The 21,142-nt window shown below is 68.7% G+C and carries 13 protein-coding genes; all 13 read left to right on the top strand.

Annotation, left to right across the window (positions count from 1 at the left end; genetic code table 11):
* Window positions 1–2: 2 nt before the first annotated feature.
* Window positions 3–785 (top strand): flagellar type III secretion system pore protein FliP, encoded by a 783-nt coding sequence (gene fliP / locus ABE472_RS00685; protein ID WP_121036736.1) that lies wholly within the window; start codon window positions 3–5, stop codon window positions 783–785.
* 39 nt (window positions 786–824) lie between these two features.
* Complete coding sequence (locus ABE472_RS00690; protein WP_019184809.1) at window positions 825–1,094, top strand: flagellar biosynthetic protein FliQ; 270 nt, start codon at window positions 825–827, stop codon at window positions 1,092–1,094.
* A gap of 10 nt (window positions 1,095–1,104) precedes the next feature.
* Window positions 1,105–1,896 (top strand): flagellar biosynthetic protein FliR, encoded by a 792-nt coding sequence (fliR, locus tag ABE472_RS00695; RefSeq protein WP_346462244.1) that lies wholly within the window; start codon window positions 1,105–1,107, stop codon window positions 1,894–1,896.
* 179 nt (window positions 1,897–2,075) lie between these two features.
* On the top strand, window positions 2,076–4,220 hold the full coding sequence (locus ABE472_RS00700; protein WP_346462243.1) for an EAL domain-containing protein: 2,145 nt from the start codon (window positions 2,076–2,078) through the stop codon (window positions 4,218–4,220).
* Window positions 4,221–4,290: 70 nt separating this feature from the next.
* Window positions 4,291–6,123, top strand: a complete 1,833-nt coding sequence (locus tag ABE472_RS00705; RefSeq protein WP_346462242.1) for an AAA family ATPase — start codon at window positions 4,291–4,293, stop codon at window positions 6,121–6,123.
* Window positions 6,120–6,779 carry a 4Fe-4S single cluster domain-containing protein gene (locus ABE472_RS00710; protein WP_080341543.1) on the top strand — a complete coding sequence of 220 codons (660 nt, stop codon included), beginning with the start codon at window positions 6,120–6,122 and terminating at the stop codon, window positions 6,777–6,779. Before ABE472_RS00705 ends, ABE472_RS00710 begins: the two co-directional genes overlap by 4 nt.
* 4 nt (window positions 6,780–6,783) lie before the next feature.
* Window positions 6,784–13,086: an AAA domain-containing protein gene (locus ABE472_RS00715; protein WP_346465039.1), complete on the top strand. Its 6,303-nt coding sequence runs from the start codon at window positions 6,784–6,786 to the stop codon at window positions 13,084–13,086.
* The gene (locus ABE472_RS00720; RefSeq protein ID WP_346465041.1) at window positions 13,083–14,444 is read left to right on the top strand and encodes a hypothetical protein; all 1,362 of its coding nucleotides are present in this window, start codon (window positions 13,083–13,085) and stop codon (window positions 14,442–14,444) included. Before ABE472_RS00715 ends, ABE472_RS00720 begins: the two co-directional genes overlap by 4 nt.
* A gap of 54 nt (window positions 14,445–14,498) precedes the next feature.
* On the top strand, window positions 14,499–15,629 hold the full coding sequence (flhB, locus tag ABE472_RS00725; protein WP_313218260.1) for a flagellar biosynthesis protein FlhB: 1,131 nt from the start codon (window positions 14,499–14,501) through the stop codon (window positions 15,627–15,629).
* Window positions 15,630–15,646: 17 nt separating this feature from the next.
* Window positions 15,647–17,728, top strand: coding sequence for a flagellar biosynthesis protein FlhA (gene flhA / locus ABE472_RS00730; RefSeq protein ID WP_183073735.1), 2,082 nt, complete (start codon window positions 15,647–15,649; stop codon window positions 17,726–17,728).
* Window positions 17,729–17,877: 149 nt separating this feature from the next.
* Window positions 17,878–19,524, top strand: a complete 1,647-nt coding sequence (gene flhF / locus ABE472_RS00735; protein ID WP_346465044.1) for a flagellar biosynthesis protein FlhF — start codon at window positions 17,878–17,880, stop codon at window positions 19,522–19,524.
* On the top strand, window positions 19,511–20,398 hold the full coding sequence (locus ABE472_RS00740; protein WP_313211874.1) for a MinD/ParA family protein: 888 nt from the start codon (window positions 19,511–19,513) through the stop codon (window positions 20,396–20,398). Before flhF ends, ABE472_RS00740 begins: the two co-directional genes overlap by 14 nt.
* Entirely contained in the window at window positions 20,395–21,141 is a 747-nt protein-coding gene (locus tag ABE472_RS00745; RefSeq protein ID WP_019182907.1) for an RNA polymerase sigma factor FliA, read from the top strand. Before ABE472_RS00740 ends, ABE472_RS00745 begins: the two co-directional genes overlap by 4 nt.
* Window position 21,142: the final 1 nt, after the last annotated feature.

Consider the following 21,142-nt stretch of genomic DNA (forward strand, 5'->3'; position numbering starts at 1 on the left):
ACATGCGTGGCCCCCGTACCTCCTGGACCCGTTACCTGCCGCTGTTGCTGACCGCCCTGCTGTGCGCGCTGCCGGCCCTGGCCTGGGCTGCGCCCGGCGTGCCGGGCGTACCGGCGCTGCCGGACGTGAATGTCGGCAAGATCGGCGGCCAGCCGGTGAGCCTGCCGCTGCAGACCCTGCTGCTGATGACGGCGATCACCCTGATCCCGTCGATGCTGCTGGTGCTGACCGCCTTCACCCGCATCATCATCGTGCTGGGCCTGCTGCGCCAGGCGCTCGGCACCGGCCAGACCCCGTCCAACCAGGTGCTGCTCGGCCTGGCGCTGTTCCTCACCGCGATGGTGATGCTGCCGGTGTGGCAGAAGGCGTGGGGCAGCGGCATGGCGCCCTACCTCAACGGCGAGATCGATTTCCAGACGGCCTGGACCCTGACCACCCAGCCGCTGCGCGCCTTCATGCTGGCGCAGATCCGCGAGACCGATCTGATGACCTTTGCCGGCATGGCCGGCCACGGCACCTACGACAGCCCGGATGCCATCCCGTTCCCGATCCTGGTCGCCTCGTTCGTTACCAGCGAGCTCAAGACCGCCTTCGAAATCGGCTTCCTGATCTTCATTCCCTTCGTGATCATCGATCTGGTCGTGGCCAGCGTATTGATGTCGATGGGCATGATGATGCTCTCGCCGATGCTGGTCTCCGCCCCGTTCAAGATCCTGTTGTTCGTGCTGGTGGATGGCTGGGTTCTGGTGGTGGGCACGTTGGCCGCCAGCTTCAATGCGGTCTGACCGCCCCACCCTGTTGATCGAAACGGACCCGAGACTGACATGACGCCCGAACTTGCCCTGACCGAACTGCGTGGTGGCCTGATCACCGTGTTGTGGGTTGCCGGCCCGCTGCTGCTCACCGTGCTGATCGTCGGCGTGGTGGTCGGCGTGGTCCAGGCCGCGACCCAGCTCAACGAACCCACCATCGCCTTCGTCGCCAAGGCCGCGGCGTTGACCGTGGTGTTGTTCGCGCTGGGCAGCCTGCTGATCGGCCACCTGGTCGAGTACACCACGCTGCTGTTCCAGCGCATTCCCCATCTGATCGGCTGAGGCAGCCGCCGTGGATTCCGCGACCCAGATGGCCGCCGATGGCCTGCAGGCCTTCGGCATGATCGGCACGATCCTGTGGACCATGCTGCGGATCGGCGCGATGCTGATGGCCATGCCGCTGATCGGTACACGCGCGGTGCCGTCACGGATCCGCGTGCTGCTTGCCGGCGCATTGGCGATCGCGCTGTCGCCGATGCTGCCGCCGGTGCCGGAATGGACCGGCTTCGATGCGGCCACGGTGCTGACCATTGCCCGCGAACTGGCGATCGGGGTATCGATCGGCTTCCTGCTGAGGCTGGTCTTCGAAGCCGGCGCGATGGCCGGCGAGCTGGTCGCGCAGGGTACCGGCCTGGCCTTCGCGCAGATGAGCGACCCGCTGCGTGGCGGCAGTTCCGGCGTGATCGGGCAGTGGTTCTATCTGCTGTTCGGCCTGCTCTTCTTTACCGCCAATGGTCACCTGGCCCTGATCTCATTGCTGATGGACAGCTACAAGGCCCTGCCGATCGGCACCTCGCTGCCCGACCCCCAGGCATTCCTGAGCATCGCGCCGACGTTCCTGCTGCAGGTGTTCCGCGGCGCGCTCACGCTGGCGCTGCCGCTGACCGTGGCGATGCTGGCGATCAACCTGGCCTTCGGCGTACTGGCCCGTGCGGCGCCCGCGTTGAACCCGATCCAGCTCGGCCTGCCGGTCGCGCTGCTGTTGGGGCTGTTCCTGCTGACCGTGCTGGCCGGTGAGATGGGCCCGCCCGTGCAACGCCTGTTCGACGCGGCGTTCGATGCCGCCGACAGCGTCAGCCGCTGACCCGGGACACGTGCGGGACAACCGCGTGGCCACCGTATCGCCCTGCACGCCTGCCACTTGCGATCCCCCCGGTGCGTGGCGTTAGTCTTGGCTGACGACGAAATCTTCACCCGCGCTCTGCGCTGATGGCGGCGCGTTCTGTCGTATCGCTCAGGCGTTGACCAAGGAGAGCGTCATCCATGCTGATCGGCAGTTACACCCCGTGGTTGGTGGTCGTGTCATTCCTGGTTGCCGTGCTGGCCTCGTTCACTGCGCTGGACATGGCCAGCCGCGTCACCACCGCGGCCACGCGCCGTACCACCTGGTTGTGGCTGATCGGCGGCGGCTGCGCGATGGGGCTGGGCATCTGGTCGATGCATTTCATCGGGATGCTGGCCTTCCGCCTGCCCATCCCACTCGGCTATGCGCTCGGCCTGACCACGGTTTCGCTGCTGGCTGCGATGGCCTCGTCCATCTTCGCGCTGTGGCTGGTCTCGCAACCGACCCTGCCGCACGGCCGCCTCGCCCTTGGCGCACTGCTGATGGGCAGCGGCATCGCCGCGATGCACTACCTGGGCATGGCCGCGCTGCACATGCAGCCCGGCATCGACTACCACCCCGGCTGGGTGGCCCTGTCGTTGCTCATCGCCGTCGTCGCCTCCTGGACCGCGTTGTTCATCGCCTTCCGCCTGCGCAGCAGCCATCGGCGCCTGCGCGACCGCGCCGCGCCGGCACTGGTGCTGGGCACGGCGATCGTGGGCATGCACTACACCGGGATGGCCGCCGCCCGCTTCCCCGCGGGCAGCATCTGCGGTGCCGCCGGCGGAGAGGGCCTGCAGGCGCAGTGGCTGGCACTGGTGGTGCTGGCCCTGACCATCGCGATCCTGGCGGTGGTGCTGATCGTGTCCTGGCTGGACCAGCGCATGGAGGCCCAGCTGCTGCGTCTGCGCAACACCGACCTGAGCAGTTCGCTTGACGATGCCTACGCCGAGCTGACCCAGGCGGCCCTGCACGACCCGCTCACCCGCCTGCCGAATCGCCGCCTGCTGCAGCAGCGGATCGAGCAATCCCTGGCCGAAGCAGAGCAGCGCGGCAGCCGGTTTGCGGTGATGTTCATGGACCTGGACGGCTTCAAGCAGGTCAACGATGCCTACGGCCACCAGACCGGCGACGCCCTGCTGGTCGCCGTGGCGGACCGCACCCGCAAGCTGCTGCGCCCGGCGGACATGCTGGCGCGGCTGGGCGGCGATGAATTCGTGCTGGTGGTGCCGATCGAGAACGACGAAGACGTGGCGACACTGGCCAGCCGCATCATCCAGACCGTCGGCCGCGAGCCGTTGCTGCCGCGCCACGACCTGCAGGTGACGGCCAGCGTCGGCATCGCGATCTGTCCGGACCACGCCGCCAGCGAGCGGCAGCTGATGGCCTTCGCCGATGCCGCGATGTACCAGGCCAAGGAGGCCGGGCGCAATGCCTACGTGCTGTTCGCCGAGTGGATGAACGATAGCGCCGAACAGCAGTTCCAGCTGTTGGCCGACCTGCGCCGCGCGATCGGCACCGAGCAGCTGTTCCTGCACTATCAACCCAAGACCCGCGTGGCCGGGCAGTCGGTCAGTGGCGCTGAAGCCCTGATCCGCTGGCGCCATCCCCAGCAGGGGCTGATTCCACCAGACCGCTTCATCCGCCTGGCCGAGCGCAGCGGCGTGATCAACGAGATCGGCCGGTGGGCGCTGGACGAAGCCTGCCGCCAGCTGCGTGTGTGGCACGACGCCGGGCATGACGGCTGGACGGTCTCGGTGAACCTCTCCCCGATCCAGTTCGCCTCGCCCAACCTGCTGCGGGAAGTGCGCGAGGCGCTGCAGACCCACCGGATCGAACCACGCCGGCTGATCCTGGAAATCACGGAAAACACGGTCATGCGCGACACCGAGGCGAGCCTGACGCTGCTGCTGGCGATGGCGGCGCTGGGCGTGGGCATCTCCATCGACGATTTCGGTACCGGCTACTCCAGCCTGCTCTACCTCAAGCGCCTGCCGGCGACCGAGATCAAGATCGACCACGCCTTCGTACGCGACCTGGAGAACAGCTCCGAAGACGTGGTGATCGTCTCGGCGATCGTGGCGCTGGGGCACGCGCTGGACATGGACATCGTGGCCGAAGGCGTCGAGACCGCCGGGCAACGCGCCTACCTGGAACGGCTGGGCTGCGACTACCTGCAGGGTTACCTGCTGGGACGCCCGGTGGACCCGGAGCGGTTCATGCAGCTGCATGACCACCCGCGCCCGCGGGTGGAGATCGCCGCCGGATGGAAGGCGCAGGCACGGCCAGGCGCGGCAACAGGCTAGCCGCACGCGCTGGAAATTGGCGGCTGCGCGCAATACCCTGCCCCCTACCATGGGAACAGCAGGCAGCAGGATGTCAGGGAAGAATGTGTTTGAAGGTCCGCGCTGGCAGCGCGATCTTGTTCGTTTCCTTCCCTTGAAGAGCCAGTTCGTGCTTTCCGGGAACATCCGCGACCTGCAGGCCGCCGAAGTGGCACCGGGCACGGTCACCGCGCAGAGCTTCAATCAGACCCTGTGCAACACCCTGCTCGACCAGGGCTATGCGCAGGTGCTGGGCTGGGATCCGTTGGCCGGCTTCCGCGCCCTGGAACGCCCCGGCACCGATCCCGCCAGCGGCATCGCCCTGCTGCAATCGCTGGGGCTGACCCCGGTGGACGGCGCCGCGCCCGCCGGTATCGACCTGCTCAGTGCCACGCTCCAGCGGCTGGTCGTGCGCCAAGGCGAGCCGGTGGCAGTGATCATCGATTTCGCCTCGCGCTTGGCAGTGCGCAGCGACGCCCTCAGCGCCGCCGAACACCAGCTGTTCACCCAGGCCCTGGTGCTCTCCCACCAGGCACGCAGCCGACCGGGCAGCGTGCAGCGCAAGCCGTTCTTCAACACGGTGCTCTGGGTAGTGGAGAAGGAAGGTGACCTGCCCGACTGGCTGCTGGTCGGCAACCCGCGCATCCGCCACATTCCGGTGGCCAAGCCGGACCAGCTCACCCGGCGCGCACTGGCCCCGGCGCTGCTCAAGGGTCTGGCCGGTGCCCCGGACGCCAGTGCCGAGGCCACCGCGCAGGCGGTGGATGCATTCGTGCAGAGCACCGAGGGGCTGCTGTTGCTGGACCTCAGTGCCATCGCGCAGCTGGCCCGGGTCGAAGGGGTGGCGGTGGACCAGATCGGCGACGCCGTGCGCCGCTACAAGGTCGGGGTCACCGAAGACCCCTGGCTGCGCATTGACCGGCAGCGCATCCGCATGGGCGACGCGTTCGTCCATCAACGGGTCAAGGGCCAGCACCATGCGGTGACCCACATGCTGGACATCGTCAAGCGCGCCATGACCGGCGTGGGTGCCAGCCGCAAGGGCAACCGGCCGCGCGGCGTGGCGTTCCTGGCCGGCCCGACCGGCGTGGGCAAGACCGAGCTGGCCAAGACCGTCACCAGCCTGCTGTTTGGTGACGAAAGCGCCTACATCCGGTTCGACATGTCCGAGTTCAGCGCCGAGCATGCCGACCAGCGACTGATCGGCGCTCCGCCCGGCTACGTGGGCTACGATGTGGGCGGCGAACTGACCAACGCCATCCGCGAGAAGCCGTTCAGCGTGGTCCTCTTCGATGAGATCGAGAAGGCCCATCCGCGCATCCTGGACAAGTTCCTGCAGATCCTCGATGACGGCGTGCTCACGTCCGGGCGTGGCGACCGCGTCTACTTCTCCGAGGCGCTGATCGTGTTCACCTCCAATCTCGGCATCTACCGTCAGGGCGAGCATGGCGAGCGCGTGGGCAACGTGTTGCCCGGCGAGCCTTTCGAGCAGGTGCAGAGCAAAGTGCACGACGAAATCGACCGGCACTTCAAGCTGGTCCTGAACCGGCCGGAGATACTCAACCGGATCGGCGAGAACATCATCGTGTTCGATTTCATACGCGAGGAGGTCGCCGTGCAGATCTTCGACCAGATGGTCGACGCGACCCTGGCCGACCTGCAGGCCCAGCACCTGCGCGTGACCCTGGCCGCGCCGGCCCGCGACGCGCTGCGCGCGCTATGCCTGAAGGACCTCTCCAACGGCGGGCGCGGCATCCGCAACCAGCTCGAGGCGCACCTGCTCAATCCGCTGGCGCGTGCCCTGTTCGACCAGGACGCGCAGCCCGGCCAGCAGTTCACCATCGTTGCGGTGGATGCCAACGTACTCCACCTGGAACGCGGTTGAACCGTCCCCTGCAGCTGTCACGCGTGCATTTCCCGGTGACCACGCTGGGGCCGGGGCAACGCCTGGGCATCTGGTTCCAGGGCTGCAGCATCCGTTGCAGCGGCTGCATTTCAGCCGACACCTGGGGGCCGGGGCGCACTGTCGTCGACGTGGCCTCCCTGCTCGAGCAGGTGGCCCCGTGGCTGGACCAGGCCGACGGCGTCACCATTTCCGGCGGCGAGCCGTTCGACCAGTTCGACGCCCTGCTGCAGATGCTGGTGGGGCTGCGCCAACGCACCGCCGCGGACATCCTGGTGTACAGCGGCCACCCGTTGGAAACGCTGCAGCCCATGCTGGACCAGGCGCGCGACCTGATCGATGCGGTGATCAGCGACCCCTACCTCGAACAGGCGGACCAGTCGCTGGCGCTTCGGGGTAGCGACAACCAGCGCCTCACCCTGCTTACCGCGCTGGGTCGGTCGCGCCTGGCCGGCCTGGAGCGGGCCAGCACGCCGGCCGACAAGGCACTTGACCTGATGTTCGATGCCACCGGCACCGTCTGGATGGCCGGCATCCCCCGCCGCGGCGACCTGCTGCGCCTGCGCGAGCTGCTGCGCGCGCAGGGCCACCAGGTACAGACCAGCGCACACACTTCATCGCGTCGTCCAGTCGAGTAACTCCATGATTCGTTTTTGCCCCAATTGCCACACCGAACGCGCGCTGGCCGAGATGTTCTGCGAAGGCCATGTCGATGCGCACGCGTGCGGCTGGGATCTGGCCGGCGAGCCGATCCATCCCGATGGCTGGCGGCCGCAGAGCGTGGTCACCCAGGCAGCGGTGCAGGCATCGACGGTCGGCGCCGTTGCCGCGGAGGTGGTCTGCGACAACGGCCACCCGATGACCCCCGGCGACCTGATGTGCCTGCACTGCGGCGCCAGCGCGACCGATGGGACGGCGGCGGCGGACCTGCCGCCTCCGGTGGCCGACAGCAGCGAAACGGTCATCGATGGCTGGCGGCTGCTGCGCCAGATCAGCAGCACCGACGGCGTGCGTGACCGCTACCAAACCGAACACACCACCACGGCGGTGCAGGCCGTGCTGACCCTGTACCGCCCCGGTGCCGAGCCCGACCCGGCCATCTATGATGTGATCCGCCGCCTGCCGCGCGCGCACGTACCGGAGATCATCGCCACCGGGCGCTGGGATGACCGCGCCTTTGAAGTGGTGGAAATGCTCACCGGTGGAACCCTGGCCGAACTGGGCAGCGTGATCGGCGACCGCGATGCGGTCCGGCATATCGTCAGCGAACTGGGCCAGGCGCTGCATGCGTTCAACGAAGCGGGGCTGCGCCACCGCGACCTGCGCCCGGCCAGCCTGCTGGTGCGAGCGCGCGCGCCACTGGACCTGGTGATCAGCGGATTCGGTTCGGCCCGGTTGTCCGAGTTCGACCTGGACATCGTCTCGCCCCTGGAGATCAGCCGCTACATGGCGCCCGAGGCGATCGCCGGTGGCGTGGCTGCCGCGTCGGACTGGTGGAGCCTGGGGATGATCCTGCTCGAACAGCTCACCGAGGGCGCCTGCTTCGAGGGCATCCATCCCAATGCCTTCCTGATCCACGTGCTGGCCAATGGTGTCCCGATTCCGGAAACGCTGGACCCGGAGCTGGCGCTGCTGCTGCGTGGGCTGCTGGCCCGCGACCGCCACCAGCGCTGGCAATGGCCGCAGGTGGCCGACTGGTTGGCCGGCATCGCCGTGCCGGCGCCGCCGGCGGCGCAGCACGCGCACGACGAGGGCGATGGCGCCAGCCTCCCGCTCGGCACGCGCCGCTATCATCGCCCGGCCGTATTCGCGCTGGCCGCCGCCCAGGCCGATGGCTGGGACCAGGCGCTGGACCACCTGCTGCGCGGGGCGATCATCACCTGGGCCGAGCAGGTCGGCCTGCCTGCCACCGGCATCGCCGGGCTGCGCCAGATTGCCCGCCACGAAGGCATCGAGGACGATTTCCGGCTGATGCTGGCGTTGAAGGTGCTCAACCCGGAAATGCCGTTGATCCATCGGGGCGACATCGTCACGCCCGGCTGGTTGCTTGAGCACCCGTTGGAGGGCTACCGGCTGATCAGCGGTTCGGTGCCGGACCTGCTGGAACACCTGCAGACCGACAACTGGCTGTGCAGGCTCAAGCGGCGCGAGGAAAGCGTACGCCAGCGCGCGCTGCACCAGCACATCGCCCTGGTCGAGGAATCCCTGCGCGTCTACCTGCTGTCCACCTCGCGGGCCAAGCTGGCCTCGCAATGGCAGGAACGCCAGCGCCTGCTGCCTGACACCGCGCATCCCGGGCTGCTGTCGCTGGCCGAGCGCCGGGTGGTGGCCGAAGAAGACCTGATCGTGTTGCTGAGCGCGGAAATCGGCCAGTTCCGCAGTGCCGAGGCCATCCTTGCCGAGGCGGCCACACTCGCCGCAAGCGCCGGTCTCGACGCCTTCGACAGCGACGCAGCCGCGGCCCTGCTACAGCACCCGCGTACCGAGCTGTATCGCAGCGTGGACGCGCGCATCCTGGGCTTCGCCCGCTCCGGCCTGCCCGTGGTGGATGGCTGGGCCGAGCAGTTCCGGCTGGAACGGCGCATGCCGCTGGCGCGCGCCCTGGTGGTGCTGGCCGTGCCCGCCAGCCGCTGGCTGCAGCCGCAGAAGCAGCAGTACGTGTCGCAGATCCTGGACTTCTTCGAAAAGAAAGTGGTCACGGCGGTGATGCGTGGCCCGCTGGTGCGCATGAGCATCGGCAAGACCACCGCACGCGTGGACATGCACGACGTGGACAGCGCCCGGCGCCCCGCCGCCGCGCTGCTCGATCACCTGTTGCAGCGCAACGCGCGCGCCGTGCAGCTGGACCCCGAATCGTTCCAGCGCAACCCGCTGCTGGAGCCCCGCCTGATGGCCCTGGCACGACAGAGCGCGCTGTACAAGCGCGACACCGGCATCGATGGGCTGTATCTGGGCTTTCCGTTCCTGCTCAGCCGCGATCCGCGCGGCACCTCGCGCACCCGCATCATTCCGCTGCTGCTGTGGCCGGCCACGCTGCTGCTGGAGCCGGGCACGCGCGGCCAGGTCGGGCTGGCCTTCGATGGCGAACGCGAGGAAGTACGGCTCAACCCTGCGCTTGAAAGCGTGCTGGGTGCCGAGACCTGCAAGCGCTGGCGCAGCACCGCCGACGAACTGCTGGGACGCTCGGCGATCCGGGCCGCCGATGTGATGGATGCCTTCGGGATGCTGGCCACGATCCGCTCGCGCAGCCTGGTCGGCCTGCCCCCGAGCAGCGTGGAGGTGGCGCCCTACCAGGACGAACTGGAGTGCGCCGCGGTACTGTTCCATGTCACGTTCATGGGCCAGGCCATCGGCGAAGACCTGCGCCAGCTCAAGGTTCTGTCGCCGTCCGGCACCGGCCTCGAAACCGCGTTGCGGCTGGCACCGCCGACCGACACCGACGGCACGGCCTCGCCTGCCACGCCGGAGCTGCAGCGCTACTTCACCGTGGCCAGCGATCCCTCGCAGGAAGCGGCAGTGCTGCAGGCACGGCAGGGACCGGGCCTGTTGATCGAAGGCCCGCCTGGCACCGGCAAGAGCCAGACCATCGTCAACATGGTGGCCGACGCGATCGGCCGGCAACGCAGCCTGCTGATCGTCTGCCAGAAGCATGCGGCGTTGGAGGTGGTGCACAAGCGCCTGGTCGCCGAAGGGCTGGGCCAGCGCGTGGTCATGCTCAACGACGTCAACCGCGACCGCGAACCGGTCATCCGCAGCATCCGCGAGCAGCTCGACGCCCTGTTTACCGCCGGCGCCACGCAAACGGCCTGGCAGCAGCAGCGCCAGCAGGTGGCCGCGCGGATCGAGGCACTGGAAGGCGAACTGGATCGCCACCAGCACAGCCTGCACCAGATCGACGACGCCACCGGGCTGAGCTACCGGCGCCTGCTCGGCGAACTGATCGCGCTGGACGCCGGCACGCCCCCGCTGGTCCTGCCCGCCCTGCGCCAACGCCTGCTGGCACTGGACCTGCCCACCCTGGTGCAGCGCGAAGAAGCCTGCGCGCCCTTGATCCGGTTGTGGCTGCCGGCCCGTTACGAGGGCAGCCCGCTGGCGCAGCTGCGCCCCTTCGCGGCCGACGCGGACACCCTCGCCGCGTTCGTTGCCGCCCTGCAGACGTTCACCGCGGCCGAACAGCACCGGCAGGCGATCCTGCTGGCGCACCCGGCCACCTTCGAGCTGGACGATCCCGCGCCGCACCAGGCGTGGAAGTCGGCGCACGTGGCGACCCTGCTCGGCCTGGATGACGCACAACGGAGCCGACTGGCACGCTGGCTGCCGCTGTTCCGCACCGCACGCGTGGGGCAGCCAAGCCAGGGTGACATCGCGCTCGACCGGCTGCAGCAGATCGAGAAGGCCGTGGCGGCGCTCGACCTTGAGGCCTACTCCAGCACGCTGTCACCGGTGCTCGCCAGCGTCGACGAGCGCACGCTTGCGCAGCTGCAGCGCGATGCCGCGCGCGTGCTGGGCGCGCGCGGCCTGCTGGCGCGCATCAACCCGCTGCACCTGCTGCGCCGGCGACGGGTGAACCGCGTCCTGCAGGCGCAGTCCCATGCGATGGGGGAAGCGGGCACCGCAGCACTGCTGGCCGGCGCGACGCTGGAAGCGCGCCTGCGCCCGCTGCGCACCGAACTGGCCGGCCTGCACCAACAGCTGGCGCTGGACCCGGTTGGCCAACAGACCGGCATCGCGCTGGGCCCGATGGCACGCGCCAGCGCGCGCCAATTGCTGGATGTACAGGCACTGGCGCAGGCGCTGGCGCAGTCGCCGCGCCCCCAGCAGGCCGACGACGCGGCGCTGGCGGGCGACCGCGCGCACCTGGACGCACTGCTGCAGGACCTGGATGCCTCGCTCGCCCGGCATGCCGCCCGCCATGCCAGCGCGCAGCAGCTCGCACTGCTGGCCGACTGGCTGGAGCAGGCGCTGGTCGATGCATTGGCCGCCGCCATCGCCCACAACCACAGCAACGCCCAGGTGCTGCAGCACCTGCACGATGCCCTGCCCCATCTGCCCGCCTATCAGGCCTTCCGCGGTCGCGCCGGGCAGCTGTCAAGCGCAGACCTCGAACTGCTGGCACTGCTGCGCCACCTGCAACCGCAGCTGGATACTCTTGCCAGCGACGCGCTGGAGCCGGCCGTGCGCCGCCTGTTGCATCGCGAAGCACGGCTGGGCTGGAAGCACCGCATGGAGCAGGCGAACCCGGCGCTGCAGTTCGGTCAGGATGAAACCCAGGCCAAGGTCGCCAGCCTGGCCGCTGCCGACCAGCAGATGCGGCGGCTCAACCGCCAGATGCTGGGCACCCACATCGACCTGGAGCAGTTGGGCAACCGCAAGCAGTGGGAAGACGTCACCCGGCTGACCGGGCGCCGTTCGCGCCGCCTGCGCGAGTTCATCGAGCTGGGCAGCGAACTGGGCCTGATGCACCTGCGCCCGGTCTGGCTGATGAACCCGGACGTGGCCAGCCGCGTGCTGCCACTGCAGGCGGGGCTGTTCGACACGGTGATCTACGACGAGGCCTCGCAGATGCCGGTCGAGTTCGCCCTGCCCACGCTGTTCCGTGGCCGGGTCACGGTCGTCAGCGGTGATGAGAAGCAGATGCCGCCCACCGCCTTCTTCTCCAGCCGGGTGGAAAGCGATGAAGCAGAGGTCTTCGATGGCGACGAGCCCGATGCCGAGGTCGATGCCGAGCAGCGCGACGCCTTCGAGGAAACCTGGAACCGGCGCGAGATCAAGGATTGCCCGGACCTGCTGCAGCTGGCCCGCAATGCCCTGCCCAGCACCACGCTGCAGATCCACTACCGCTCGGCGTACCGCGAACTGATCGGCTTCTCCAATGCGGCCTTCTACGGCAACCGGCTCAACGTGCCGGTACGTCATCCGCGCAGCAGCATCGCGCGGATCAAGCCGCTGGAGCTGATCCAGGTCGACGGTGTGTACCAGCACCAGAGCAACCCTGCCGAAGCGGCGCGTGTGGTGGAGTACCTGGCCCAACTGTGGCAACGGCCCTATGCCATGCGCCCCTCGGTGGGCGTGGTCACCTTCAATCGCAAGCAGGCCGAGTTGATCGAGGAACACCTGGAGCAGCGCGCCGGGCAGGATGCCGCCTTCCGCGCCGCATTCGCCGAGGAACGCGAGCGCAGCGAAGACGGCGAGGACATGGCGGTCTTCGTCAAGAACGTGGAAAACGTACAGGGCGACGAGCGCGACATCATCGTGTTTTCCTCCACCTTCGGCCGCAACGCGCAGGGCACCTTCCGGCGCAACTTCGGCGTGCTCGGCCAGACCGGCGGCGAGCGCCGCCTCAACGTGGCCGTCACCCGCGCCCGGCAACGGGTGGTGATGATCACCTCGATGCCGATCGCCGACATCTCCGACCTGTTCAACACCCAGCGTGCCCCGGCCAGCCCGCGCGACTACCTGCAGGGTTACCTGGAGTACGCCCGGGCCCTGTGTGCCGGCGAGTTCGACGGCAGCGCACGGCTGTTGGATCGCCTGCAGACCGACCGCAGCGTGGCCAACCGCACCCACGCGGCGCCCGCCGACGGCTTCACGCAGATCGTCGGTGCCTACCTGCAGTCGCTGGGATGGAATGCGGCCGCCGCCAGCGAAGGCGATGCATTCGGGCTGGACTTCGCCATCGAACACCCCGACACCGGCAACTTCGCCATCGGCATCGAGTGCGACGCGCCCAGCCACCCGCTGCTGGCGCATGCCCGCGCCCGTGAAATCTGGCGACCCTCGGTCCTGCGTCGCGCCATCGGCGGCATCCACCGGGTGTCCTCGCATGCCTGGTACCACGACGGCGAGGCCGAACGGGCACGCCTGCGCGTTGCCATCGAGGCGGCCATGGCCCCCGCCCCGGTGCCGCCCCCGCCTGTCCCCGCGCAACCGGAAACCCTGCCATGAGTGGTCCCAAAGTCGTCCGTATCGTGACTGCCGAAGAACTGCTGGCCCTGCGCGAGGCGATGCTGCACCGGCTGGACCAGGCGGTAGCGCGCTGGCAGGCGCAGTGCGAGCAGGTCGGCGAGCGTGACGCCTCGGCCGTGGCCGCCGTCATGGCACGCCGCCAGGCGCTGCAGGCACTGCTGGCAGACAGCGACAACACGCGGTATGCGCAACTGATCGAGGCCGAAATCGCCTTCCTGCAGGCCGACACCCGCGACCGCGAGGCGCGCGCCGTGGACCGCGCTGCGGCAGGCCGCCAGCAGCAGCGGCGGCAGCGCGACAACGCTGCGGCCGTGCTCAAAACGCTGCAGGATCGACCCGTCGATGCAGACGCGGGCCTGCTGCAGGCGCTACGGGCACTGGCCGACGGTCACCCCGGCGCTGACGCAGAGGCGGTGCTGGCCCGTGCCTTCGCCCTCCTTTCGCCCCCGCAGGAGCAGGCAACACTGAGCGACGGCCAGCGCGCCTTGGCTGCCGCATTGCAGACCTCGGCGCCCATCCCCACGCTGGCCGACTGGGCCGCCGGGCAGCCCGCCGAGCCCGGACGCGAGGCGCGCCTGCTGCGCGTGGACCGCTACATCGCCGAACTGCAGGTACTGCAAGGTCCGGCAGTCGCCGCGCCCTACCTGGAGGCGCTGCACCACGCCGAGCAGGAAACCGCTCCGCAGCGCCGCAACCTGCTGCTGGACAGCCTGGTTCTGGAACTGGCCGCCGCCTCGGTCGCGTTCGCCCAGCGCCGCGTGCAGCTGGAGCGGCTGCAGGATGTGGCCAGCAGGCTGGCGGCACTGGACCCGGTTGACCCTGCGCCGTTGCTGGCCCAGGTGGGCGCGTGCAGTACCGACACCGCGCTGCCGCTGCTGTCCGCGCTGACCCAGCAGTGCGACAGCGCCCTGGCCAGCCACCAGCAGGCGCTGGCGGCAGTTTCCCGGCGCCAGGCCGTACTCGACGGTCTGGCAAGTCTCGGCTATGAGGTGCGCGAAGGCATGGCCACCGCTTGGCAGGACAGTGGCGCGGTGGTGCTCAAGAAAGCCGCCACCCCCGGCTATGGCGTTGAAGTGGGCGGCCAGGCCGACGGTGGGCGTCTGCAGGTTCGGGCCGTGGCGCTGGCGGCCGACCGCGACCGCAGTCGCGACCGCGACATCGAAACCCTGTGGTGCGGCGAGTTCGGACGGCTGCAGGCGCTGTTGCACGGTCAAGGCACCGAACTGGTGGTCGAACGGGCCCTGGGCGTGGGTGAGGTGCCCTTGAAGGAGGCCATCGCTACCGCGACGCCGTCCGGACAGGTGCAGGTGTCGCACGCGCGCAGCGGCTCGATCTGACGTCACGGAACGGTTCTTGCACGACCCCGGGTATTCCCCCGTGTCGTGCAGCCCATGTCCGAGAACGAACAAGCCGGCGAAAAGACCGAATTACCGACCGAAAAGCGCCTGCGCGATGCCCGGGAACAGGGCAACATCCCGCGCTCGCGGGAACTGGCGACGGCGGCCGTGTTCGGTGCCGGCGTACTGGCGTTGATGGCGTTCTCCGGCACCATCGCCCGCAACGCCAAGAGCTGGATGCAGTTCGCGCTCAGCCCCGAGCCGGGCCTGCGCCTGCACCCACAGGCGCTGTTCGGCCACTTCGGCGAATTGATGCTGCGCTTGATGCTGGCCATGTGGCCGCTGCTCGTGATCTGTCTGCTGGCCTGTTTCCTGTCGCCGGTGGCGATGGGCGGGCTGCGCTGGTCGAACAAATCGCTGATGCCCGATTTCAAACGGCTCAGCCCGATGGCCGGCATGAAGCGCCTGTACGGGCCTGAAGCGATTGCCGAGTTCACCAAGTCGCTGCTGCGCATCGCCTTCGTCGGCACCGCTGCGGGGCTGGTGGTGTGGCACGGCACCCGCTCGCTGCGCGACCTGCTCAACCAGCCCCTGGAAGCGGCGATGGTGCATGGCCTGGGCTTCACCCTGAAGCTGATGCTGGCCACCGGCGGCGCGATGATGCTGTTGGCCGCCATCGATGCGCCGTACCAGCGCTGGAACTGGATGCGCAAGCTGAAGATGACCCGTGAAGAGCTGCGCCGGGAAATGAAGGAAAGCGAAGGCAGTCCCGAGGTCAAGGGCCGCATCCGCCAGCTGCAGCAGCAGATGTCCAACCGCCGGATGATGGAGGCGGTGCCCACCGCCGATGTCGTGGTGGTCAATCCCACCCATTACGCGGTCGCCCTGAAGTACGACGGCGGAAAGATGGGGGCGCCCACCGTGGTCGCCCTGGGCGTGGATGAAACCGCCCTGCGCATCCGTGAAGTGGCCGACGGCAACAAGGTCGCCATCGTCTCCGCCCCGCCTTTGGCACGCGCCTTGTATCGGGAAGGTCAACTTGGAAAGGAAATTCCCGTGAGACTGTATTCGGCCGTGGCCCAGGTGCTCTCCTACGTCTACCAGCTGCGCAGCTGGGGGACCGGCCCGATGCCGGCGGCACCGAGCATCGATATCGATGAATTCGGCAAGGGAGGCCGCCCATGAGCGCGCAACCTGCCGGGATGAACGTGCGCCGCGCGCTGGACATGATCCGCCACGGCCTGGGGGCCCCGCTGATCGTGCTGGCCCTGCTGGCCATGGTGGTGGTGCCGCTGGCGCCGCCGGTGCTCGATGCACTGTTCACTTTCAACATCGCCATCTCGCTGATGGTGCTGCTGGCGGTGGTCTACGTGAAGCGCCCGCTGGATTTCACCATCTTCCCGATCGTGCTGCTGGTCACCACGATGCTGCGGCTGGCATTGAACGTGGCCTCCACCCGCGTGATCCTGCTCAACGGCCAGAACGGCCACGAAGCGGCCGGCAAGGTGATCGCCTCCTTCGGTGAGTTCGTGATCGGCGGCAACTACGCGGTCGGCATCGTGGTGTTCGCGATCCTGACCATCATCAACTTCGTGGTGATCACCAAGGGTGCCGGGCGCGTGTCCGAAGTGACCGCACGCTTCATCCTCGATGCCATGCCCGGCAAGCAGATGGCGATCGACGCCGATCTCAACGCCGGTTTGCTGACGCGTGAAGAGGCCAAGGCCCGTCGTGAGGAGGTCCGCGAGGAAGCCGACTTCTACGGCGCGATGGACGGTGCCAGCAAGTTCATCCGCGGCGATGCGATCGCCGGCATCCTGATCCTGTTCATCAACCTGGTCGGTGGCCTGGCGGTCGGCGTGCTCCAGCACGGCATGCCGTTTGGGGATGCCGCCGCGACCTACACCCTGCTCTCCATCGGTGACGGCCTGGTCGCCCAGCTCCCGGCGCTGCTGGTGTCCTCGGCGGTCGCCATGCTGGTCACCCGCGCCTCGCGCTCGCAGGACATGGCCCAGGCCATGATGGGCCAGGTGTTCGGCCAGTACCGTGCGCTGACCATCGCCGCCGCGATTCTGGCGGTGGTCGGCCTGGTGCCGGGCATGCCCAACGTCGCCTTCTTGACGCTGGCCGCGATCCTCTTCTTCATCGCGTGGAAGGCCTGGAAGAAGAGCACGGCCGAAGCCCGCGCCGCCGAATCTCCCGCCGCCAACCGTCCCGATACCCTCGGCCTGCCCGGCGCCGCGCCCTCGCCCACCGCCGAGCTGACCTGGGATGAACTGCGCCCGGTCGATCCGCTCGGCCTGGAAGTCGGCTACCGGTTGATCCCGTTGGTGGACAAGAACCAGGGCGGCGAGCTGATGGCGCGGATCAAGGGGGTGCGCCGCAAGCTCACCCACGACATCGGCTTCCTGATTCCCTCCGTCCATATCCGCGACAACCTGGAACTGCCGGCCACCGCGTATCGCCTGCTGATCCACGGCGTGCCGGTGGCAACCGCCGAGATCCACCCCGACCGCGAACTCGCGTTGGACCCGGGCAGCGCCCTGGGGACCCTGGAAGGCATCGCCGGCAAGGATCCCGCCTTCGGCCTGGATGCGACCTGGATCCAGCCGCACCAGCGCGCCAATGCCGAATCGATGGGCTACACCGTGGTCGACCCGGCCACCGTGGTCGCCACCCATCTGTCGCACCTGATCCGTGAGCACGCCCCGGAACTGCTTGGCCATGAAGAAGTGCAGCAGCTGCTGGCCAACCTGGCCAAGAGCGCGCCGAAGCTGGTCGAAGATCTGACGCCCAAGTCGCTGCCGCTGTCGGCCGTGGTGCGCGTGCTGCAGAACCTGCTGATCGAGCGCATTCCGATCCGCCAGCTGCGCAAGATCGTCGAATCGCTGGTGGAAAGCGCGCCGACCAGCCAGGACCCGGCCGTGCTCACCGCTGCCGTGCGCAACGCGCTGGGCCGTTTCATCGTGCAGGAGATCGCCGGGATGTCGCCGGAGCTGCCGGTCTTCACCCTCAACCCGCAACTGGAACGGGTCTTGCAGGAGTCCACGCAGGGCAACGGCGCCGCGCTGGAACCCGGACTCGCCGAGCGACTGCATCAAAGCCTGGCCGAATGTGTCGGCAAGCAGGAAGCGAAGAACGAGCCGGCGGTCGTGCTGGTGCCTGGCCCGGTTCGTGCCGCGCTGGCACGGCTGGTACGCCACAGCGTCCCCTCGCTGTCCGTACTGGCCTACAGCGAGGTGCCCGAGGACAAACGGTTGAAGCTGGTCGGCACGATCAGTTGAGCCGGACACCCAACGGCACCGCGACAGAAAACAGACACCTCATTCGATTTCACCGCAGCAGGAAATAAAGGGACTCCCTGACCGTGCAGACCACCGACAACCAGCGTTTCCCTTCCACCACTCCGCCGCCCCAGTCCCGGTACCACAGCATGAAAATCAAACGCTTCGTCGCCTCCGATATGCGCTCGGCCATGAACCTGGTGCGCAAGGAACACGGTCCGGACGCAGTGATCCTGTCCAACCGCCGGATCGAGGAAGGTGTCGAAATCGTGGCGGCGGCCAACTACGACGAAAGCGCCGTACAGCGTGCGCTGGAAGCGGCCCGCAAGGACGTCGCGCCGCCGGCACCGCGCCCGCGCAGCGCCGCCGATGCCGTGATTGCCGCCGTGACCCGCCGCAAGGCCCCGGTCGCCACGCCCGAGCCGGTGGCCGCGACCACCTCGGCCGTGGCCGCACTGGCCCGCGCCGCCGTCGGCGCGACCGGTCGCACGCTGGATACCGCCAACGAAATCGTGCCGCCGCCGGGCAGCGACGGTTTCGCTGCCACCCTGGCCCGCGCCAGCGTCAGTCCTGCCGTCAATGAACCGTCGCTGCCGGAGCAGATCTTCGCGCCGTTCAATGTCGAGCAGGCCGCGGCCGCCTCGCCTGCCGCACCGGTGGATGCCGTCGCCGCGCCGGCCCCGATCAACCGCGCCCGCTTCGTGATCGATCCGCCGTTGGAGGAGACGGACGAGACCGTACTGCAGGGCGCCGCCGTGCCGGTGCCGGTCGTCGCTGCTGCCCTGCCGCCGGCACTCCCGCTGCCGATCGCCGAGACCGTCATCGCCGCCGCCAATGAACCGGCACCGGTCGTGGCGAGCGTGCCGGAACTGACGGTCATCCAGCGCGACGACGAAGAAATCCGCCAGCTGCGCCATGAAGTGGCCGGCATGCGCCATGTCATCGAGCGTGAGATGCACCGGTTCACCGATGAGCGCCTGCGCGGCTCGCCGGTCCGCGCCGCCGCGCTGGACCTGATGGACGAATACGGCTTCGACGCCGGCATCAGCCGCGACGTGGCCATGCAGATTCCGCTGGATACCGAGGCCCACCGTGGCCGCGGCCTGATGCTCGGCCTGCTCTCCAAGAAGCTGCCGATCGCCCCGGTCGACCCGCTTGAAGCCGGCGGCGTGATCGCCCTGGTCGGCCCGACCGGCGCCGGCAAGACCACCACCATTGCCAAGCTGGCCTCGCGTTTCGCCGAGGCGCATGCCGCCCGCGACGTGGCCCTGGTCACCACCGATACCGGCCGCATCGGCGCCCGCGAGCAGCTGTACGGCTTCGGCCGCCAGCTCGGCATCGCCGTCCACGAGGCCAGCAGCGGCAGTGATCTGAACCAGCTGCTGGAGCGGCTGAAGGACTACAAGCTGGTCCTGATCGACACCGCTGGCCTGGGCCCGCGCGACCGCGCCCTGGCCGCCCAGCTGCAGTGGCTGCGCGCCGCCGAGCAGATCCGCACACTGCTGGTGCTGCCGGCCAACACCAGCTTCGGCGACATGGACGAGGTGGTGCGCCGCTTCAGCGCCGCCAACCCGCAGGGCGTGGTGTTGAGCAAGCTGGACGAAACCGGCCGCTTCGGTACCGCCCTTTCGGTGGCCGTGGATCACCGCCTGCCGATCACCTGGGTCACCGATGGCCAGGACGTTCCTGAAGACCTGCACCGTGCCAGTGCGGCCAATCTTGTACTTCGCCTTGAAGATTTGCGCCGCGCGGCCGATATGCCCTGCAACCCGGAGTTGAACCATGCCGTCGCGTGAGTATGCCAAGCTGACCAAGACCTTCCCGTTGTCGGCTACCCGAAGCCAGCCGCTGGGCCCGGTCCGCACCATCGCCGTCACCGGCGGCAAGGGCGGCGTGGGCAAAACGAACGTTTCGGCCAATCTGGCCGTGGCGCTGGCGGACATGGGCAAGCGCACGCTGCTGCTGGACGCCGACCTCGGCCTGGCCAACATCGACGTGATCCTGGGCCTGCAGCCGAAGGTGACCCTGGCCGACCTGGTCGCCGGGCGCTGCACGCTGGAAGAAGTGATCATCGAAGGCCCCGGCGGCGTGCTGGTGGTCCCGGCCGCCTCCGGCCGTCGCCACATGGCCGAGCTGCAGCCGGCCGAGCACGTCGGCCTGGTCAACGTGTTCTCCGAGCTCGAGCGCGAGCTGGACATCATGATCGTGGATACCGCCGCCGGCATCACCGATGGCGTGCTGACCTTCTGCCAGGCCGCACAGGACACCGTGGTGGTGGTCTGCGATGAGCCGGCGTCGATCACCGACGCCTACGCGCTGATCAAGGTGCTCTCGCGCGAGCGCGGCGTGGACCGCATCCAGGTGGTGGCCAACATGGTCCGCGACCCGAACGAAGGCCGCGTGCTGTACGAAAAGCTGAGCCGCGTGTGCGAGAAGTTCCTCGCCGATGTCTCGCTGAACTACCTGGGCTGCGTGCCGCAGGATGACTGGCTGCGCCTGTCGGTGCAGCGCCAGCAGCCGGTGGTGAAGGCCTACCCGTCCAGCCCGGCCGCCCTGGCGCTGACCGAGATCGCGCGCCGCACTGCCCGCTGGCAGGCCCCGACCGAGCCGCGTGGCGGGGTCGAGTTCTTCCTGGAACGCATCCTCAAGCAACGCGGGGTGACGGTATGAAGGGCGCAGCACAATACAAAGAGGTCCAGCGCACCGCGGCCAACGAGTGCATTGCCCAGCACTCGGATCTGGTCCGCCGCATCGCCCACCATCTGGCGGCACGTCTGCCAGCCAGCGTGGAGGTCGACGACCTGATCCAGGCCGGCATGATGGGCCTGATCGAGGCCTCGCGCAGCTACGACGCCGACCAGGGCGCCTCGTTCGAAACCTACGCCTCGATCCGCATCCGCGGTTCGATGATCGACGAGATCCGCCGTGGCGACTGGGTGCCGCGCTCGGTGCACCGCCGCGCCCGCGATGCCGCCGCGACCATCCGTCGCCTGGAGCAGAGCACCGGCCGTGCCGCCAGCGCCACCGAAGTGGCCGCCGCGATGGACATGCCGCTACCCGATTACCTGCGCCTGATGGAAGACGCATCACGGGGCCAGGTGCTGAGCCTGGAATCGCGGATCGAGGACCAGGGAGAACTGGACACCGTCGCCCAGGGCGGCCCGACCCCGCAGCAGGTGCTGGAACGCGGTGAGTTCGGGCGTGAGCTGGGCAACGCGATCGGCCTGTTGCCCGAGCGCGAACAGCTGGTGCTGTCGCTGTACTACGAGCAGGAACTGAACCTGAAAGAGATCGGCGCCGTGTTGGGTGTCAGCGAATCGCGCGTGTGCCAGATCCATGGCCAGGCCGTGCTGCGCCTGCGGGGCCGGCTGAAGATCTTCGAGGCGGCAGACGCCGGCCTCGAGAACCATTGAA

It is taken from the genome of Stenotrophomonas sp. TWI809 (assembly GCF_039673205.1).
In the GTDB taxonomy this organism is placed as follows: domain Bacteria; phylum Pseudomonadota; class Gammaproteobacteria; order Xanthomonadales; family Xanthomonadaceae; genus Stenotrophomonas.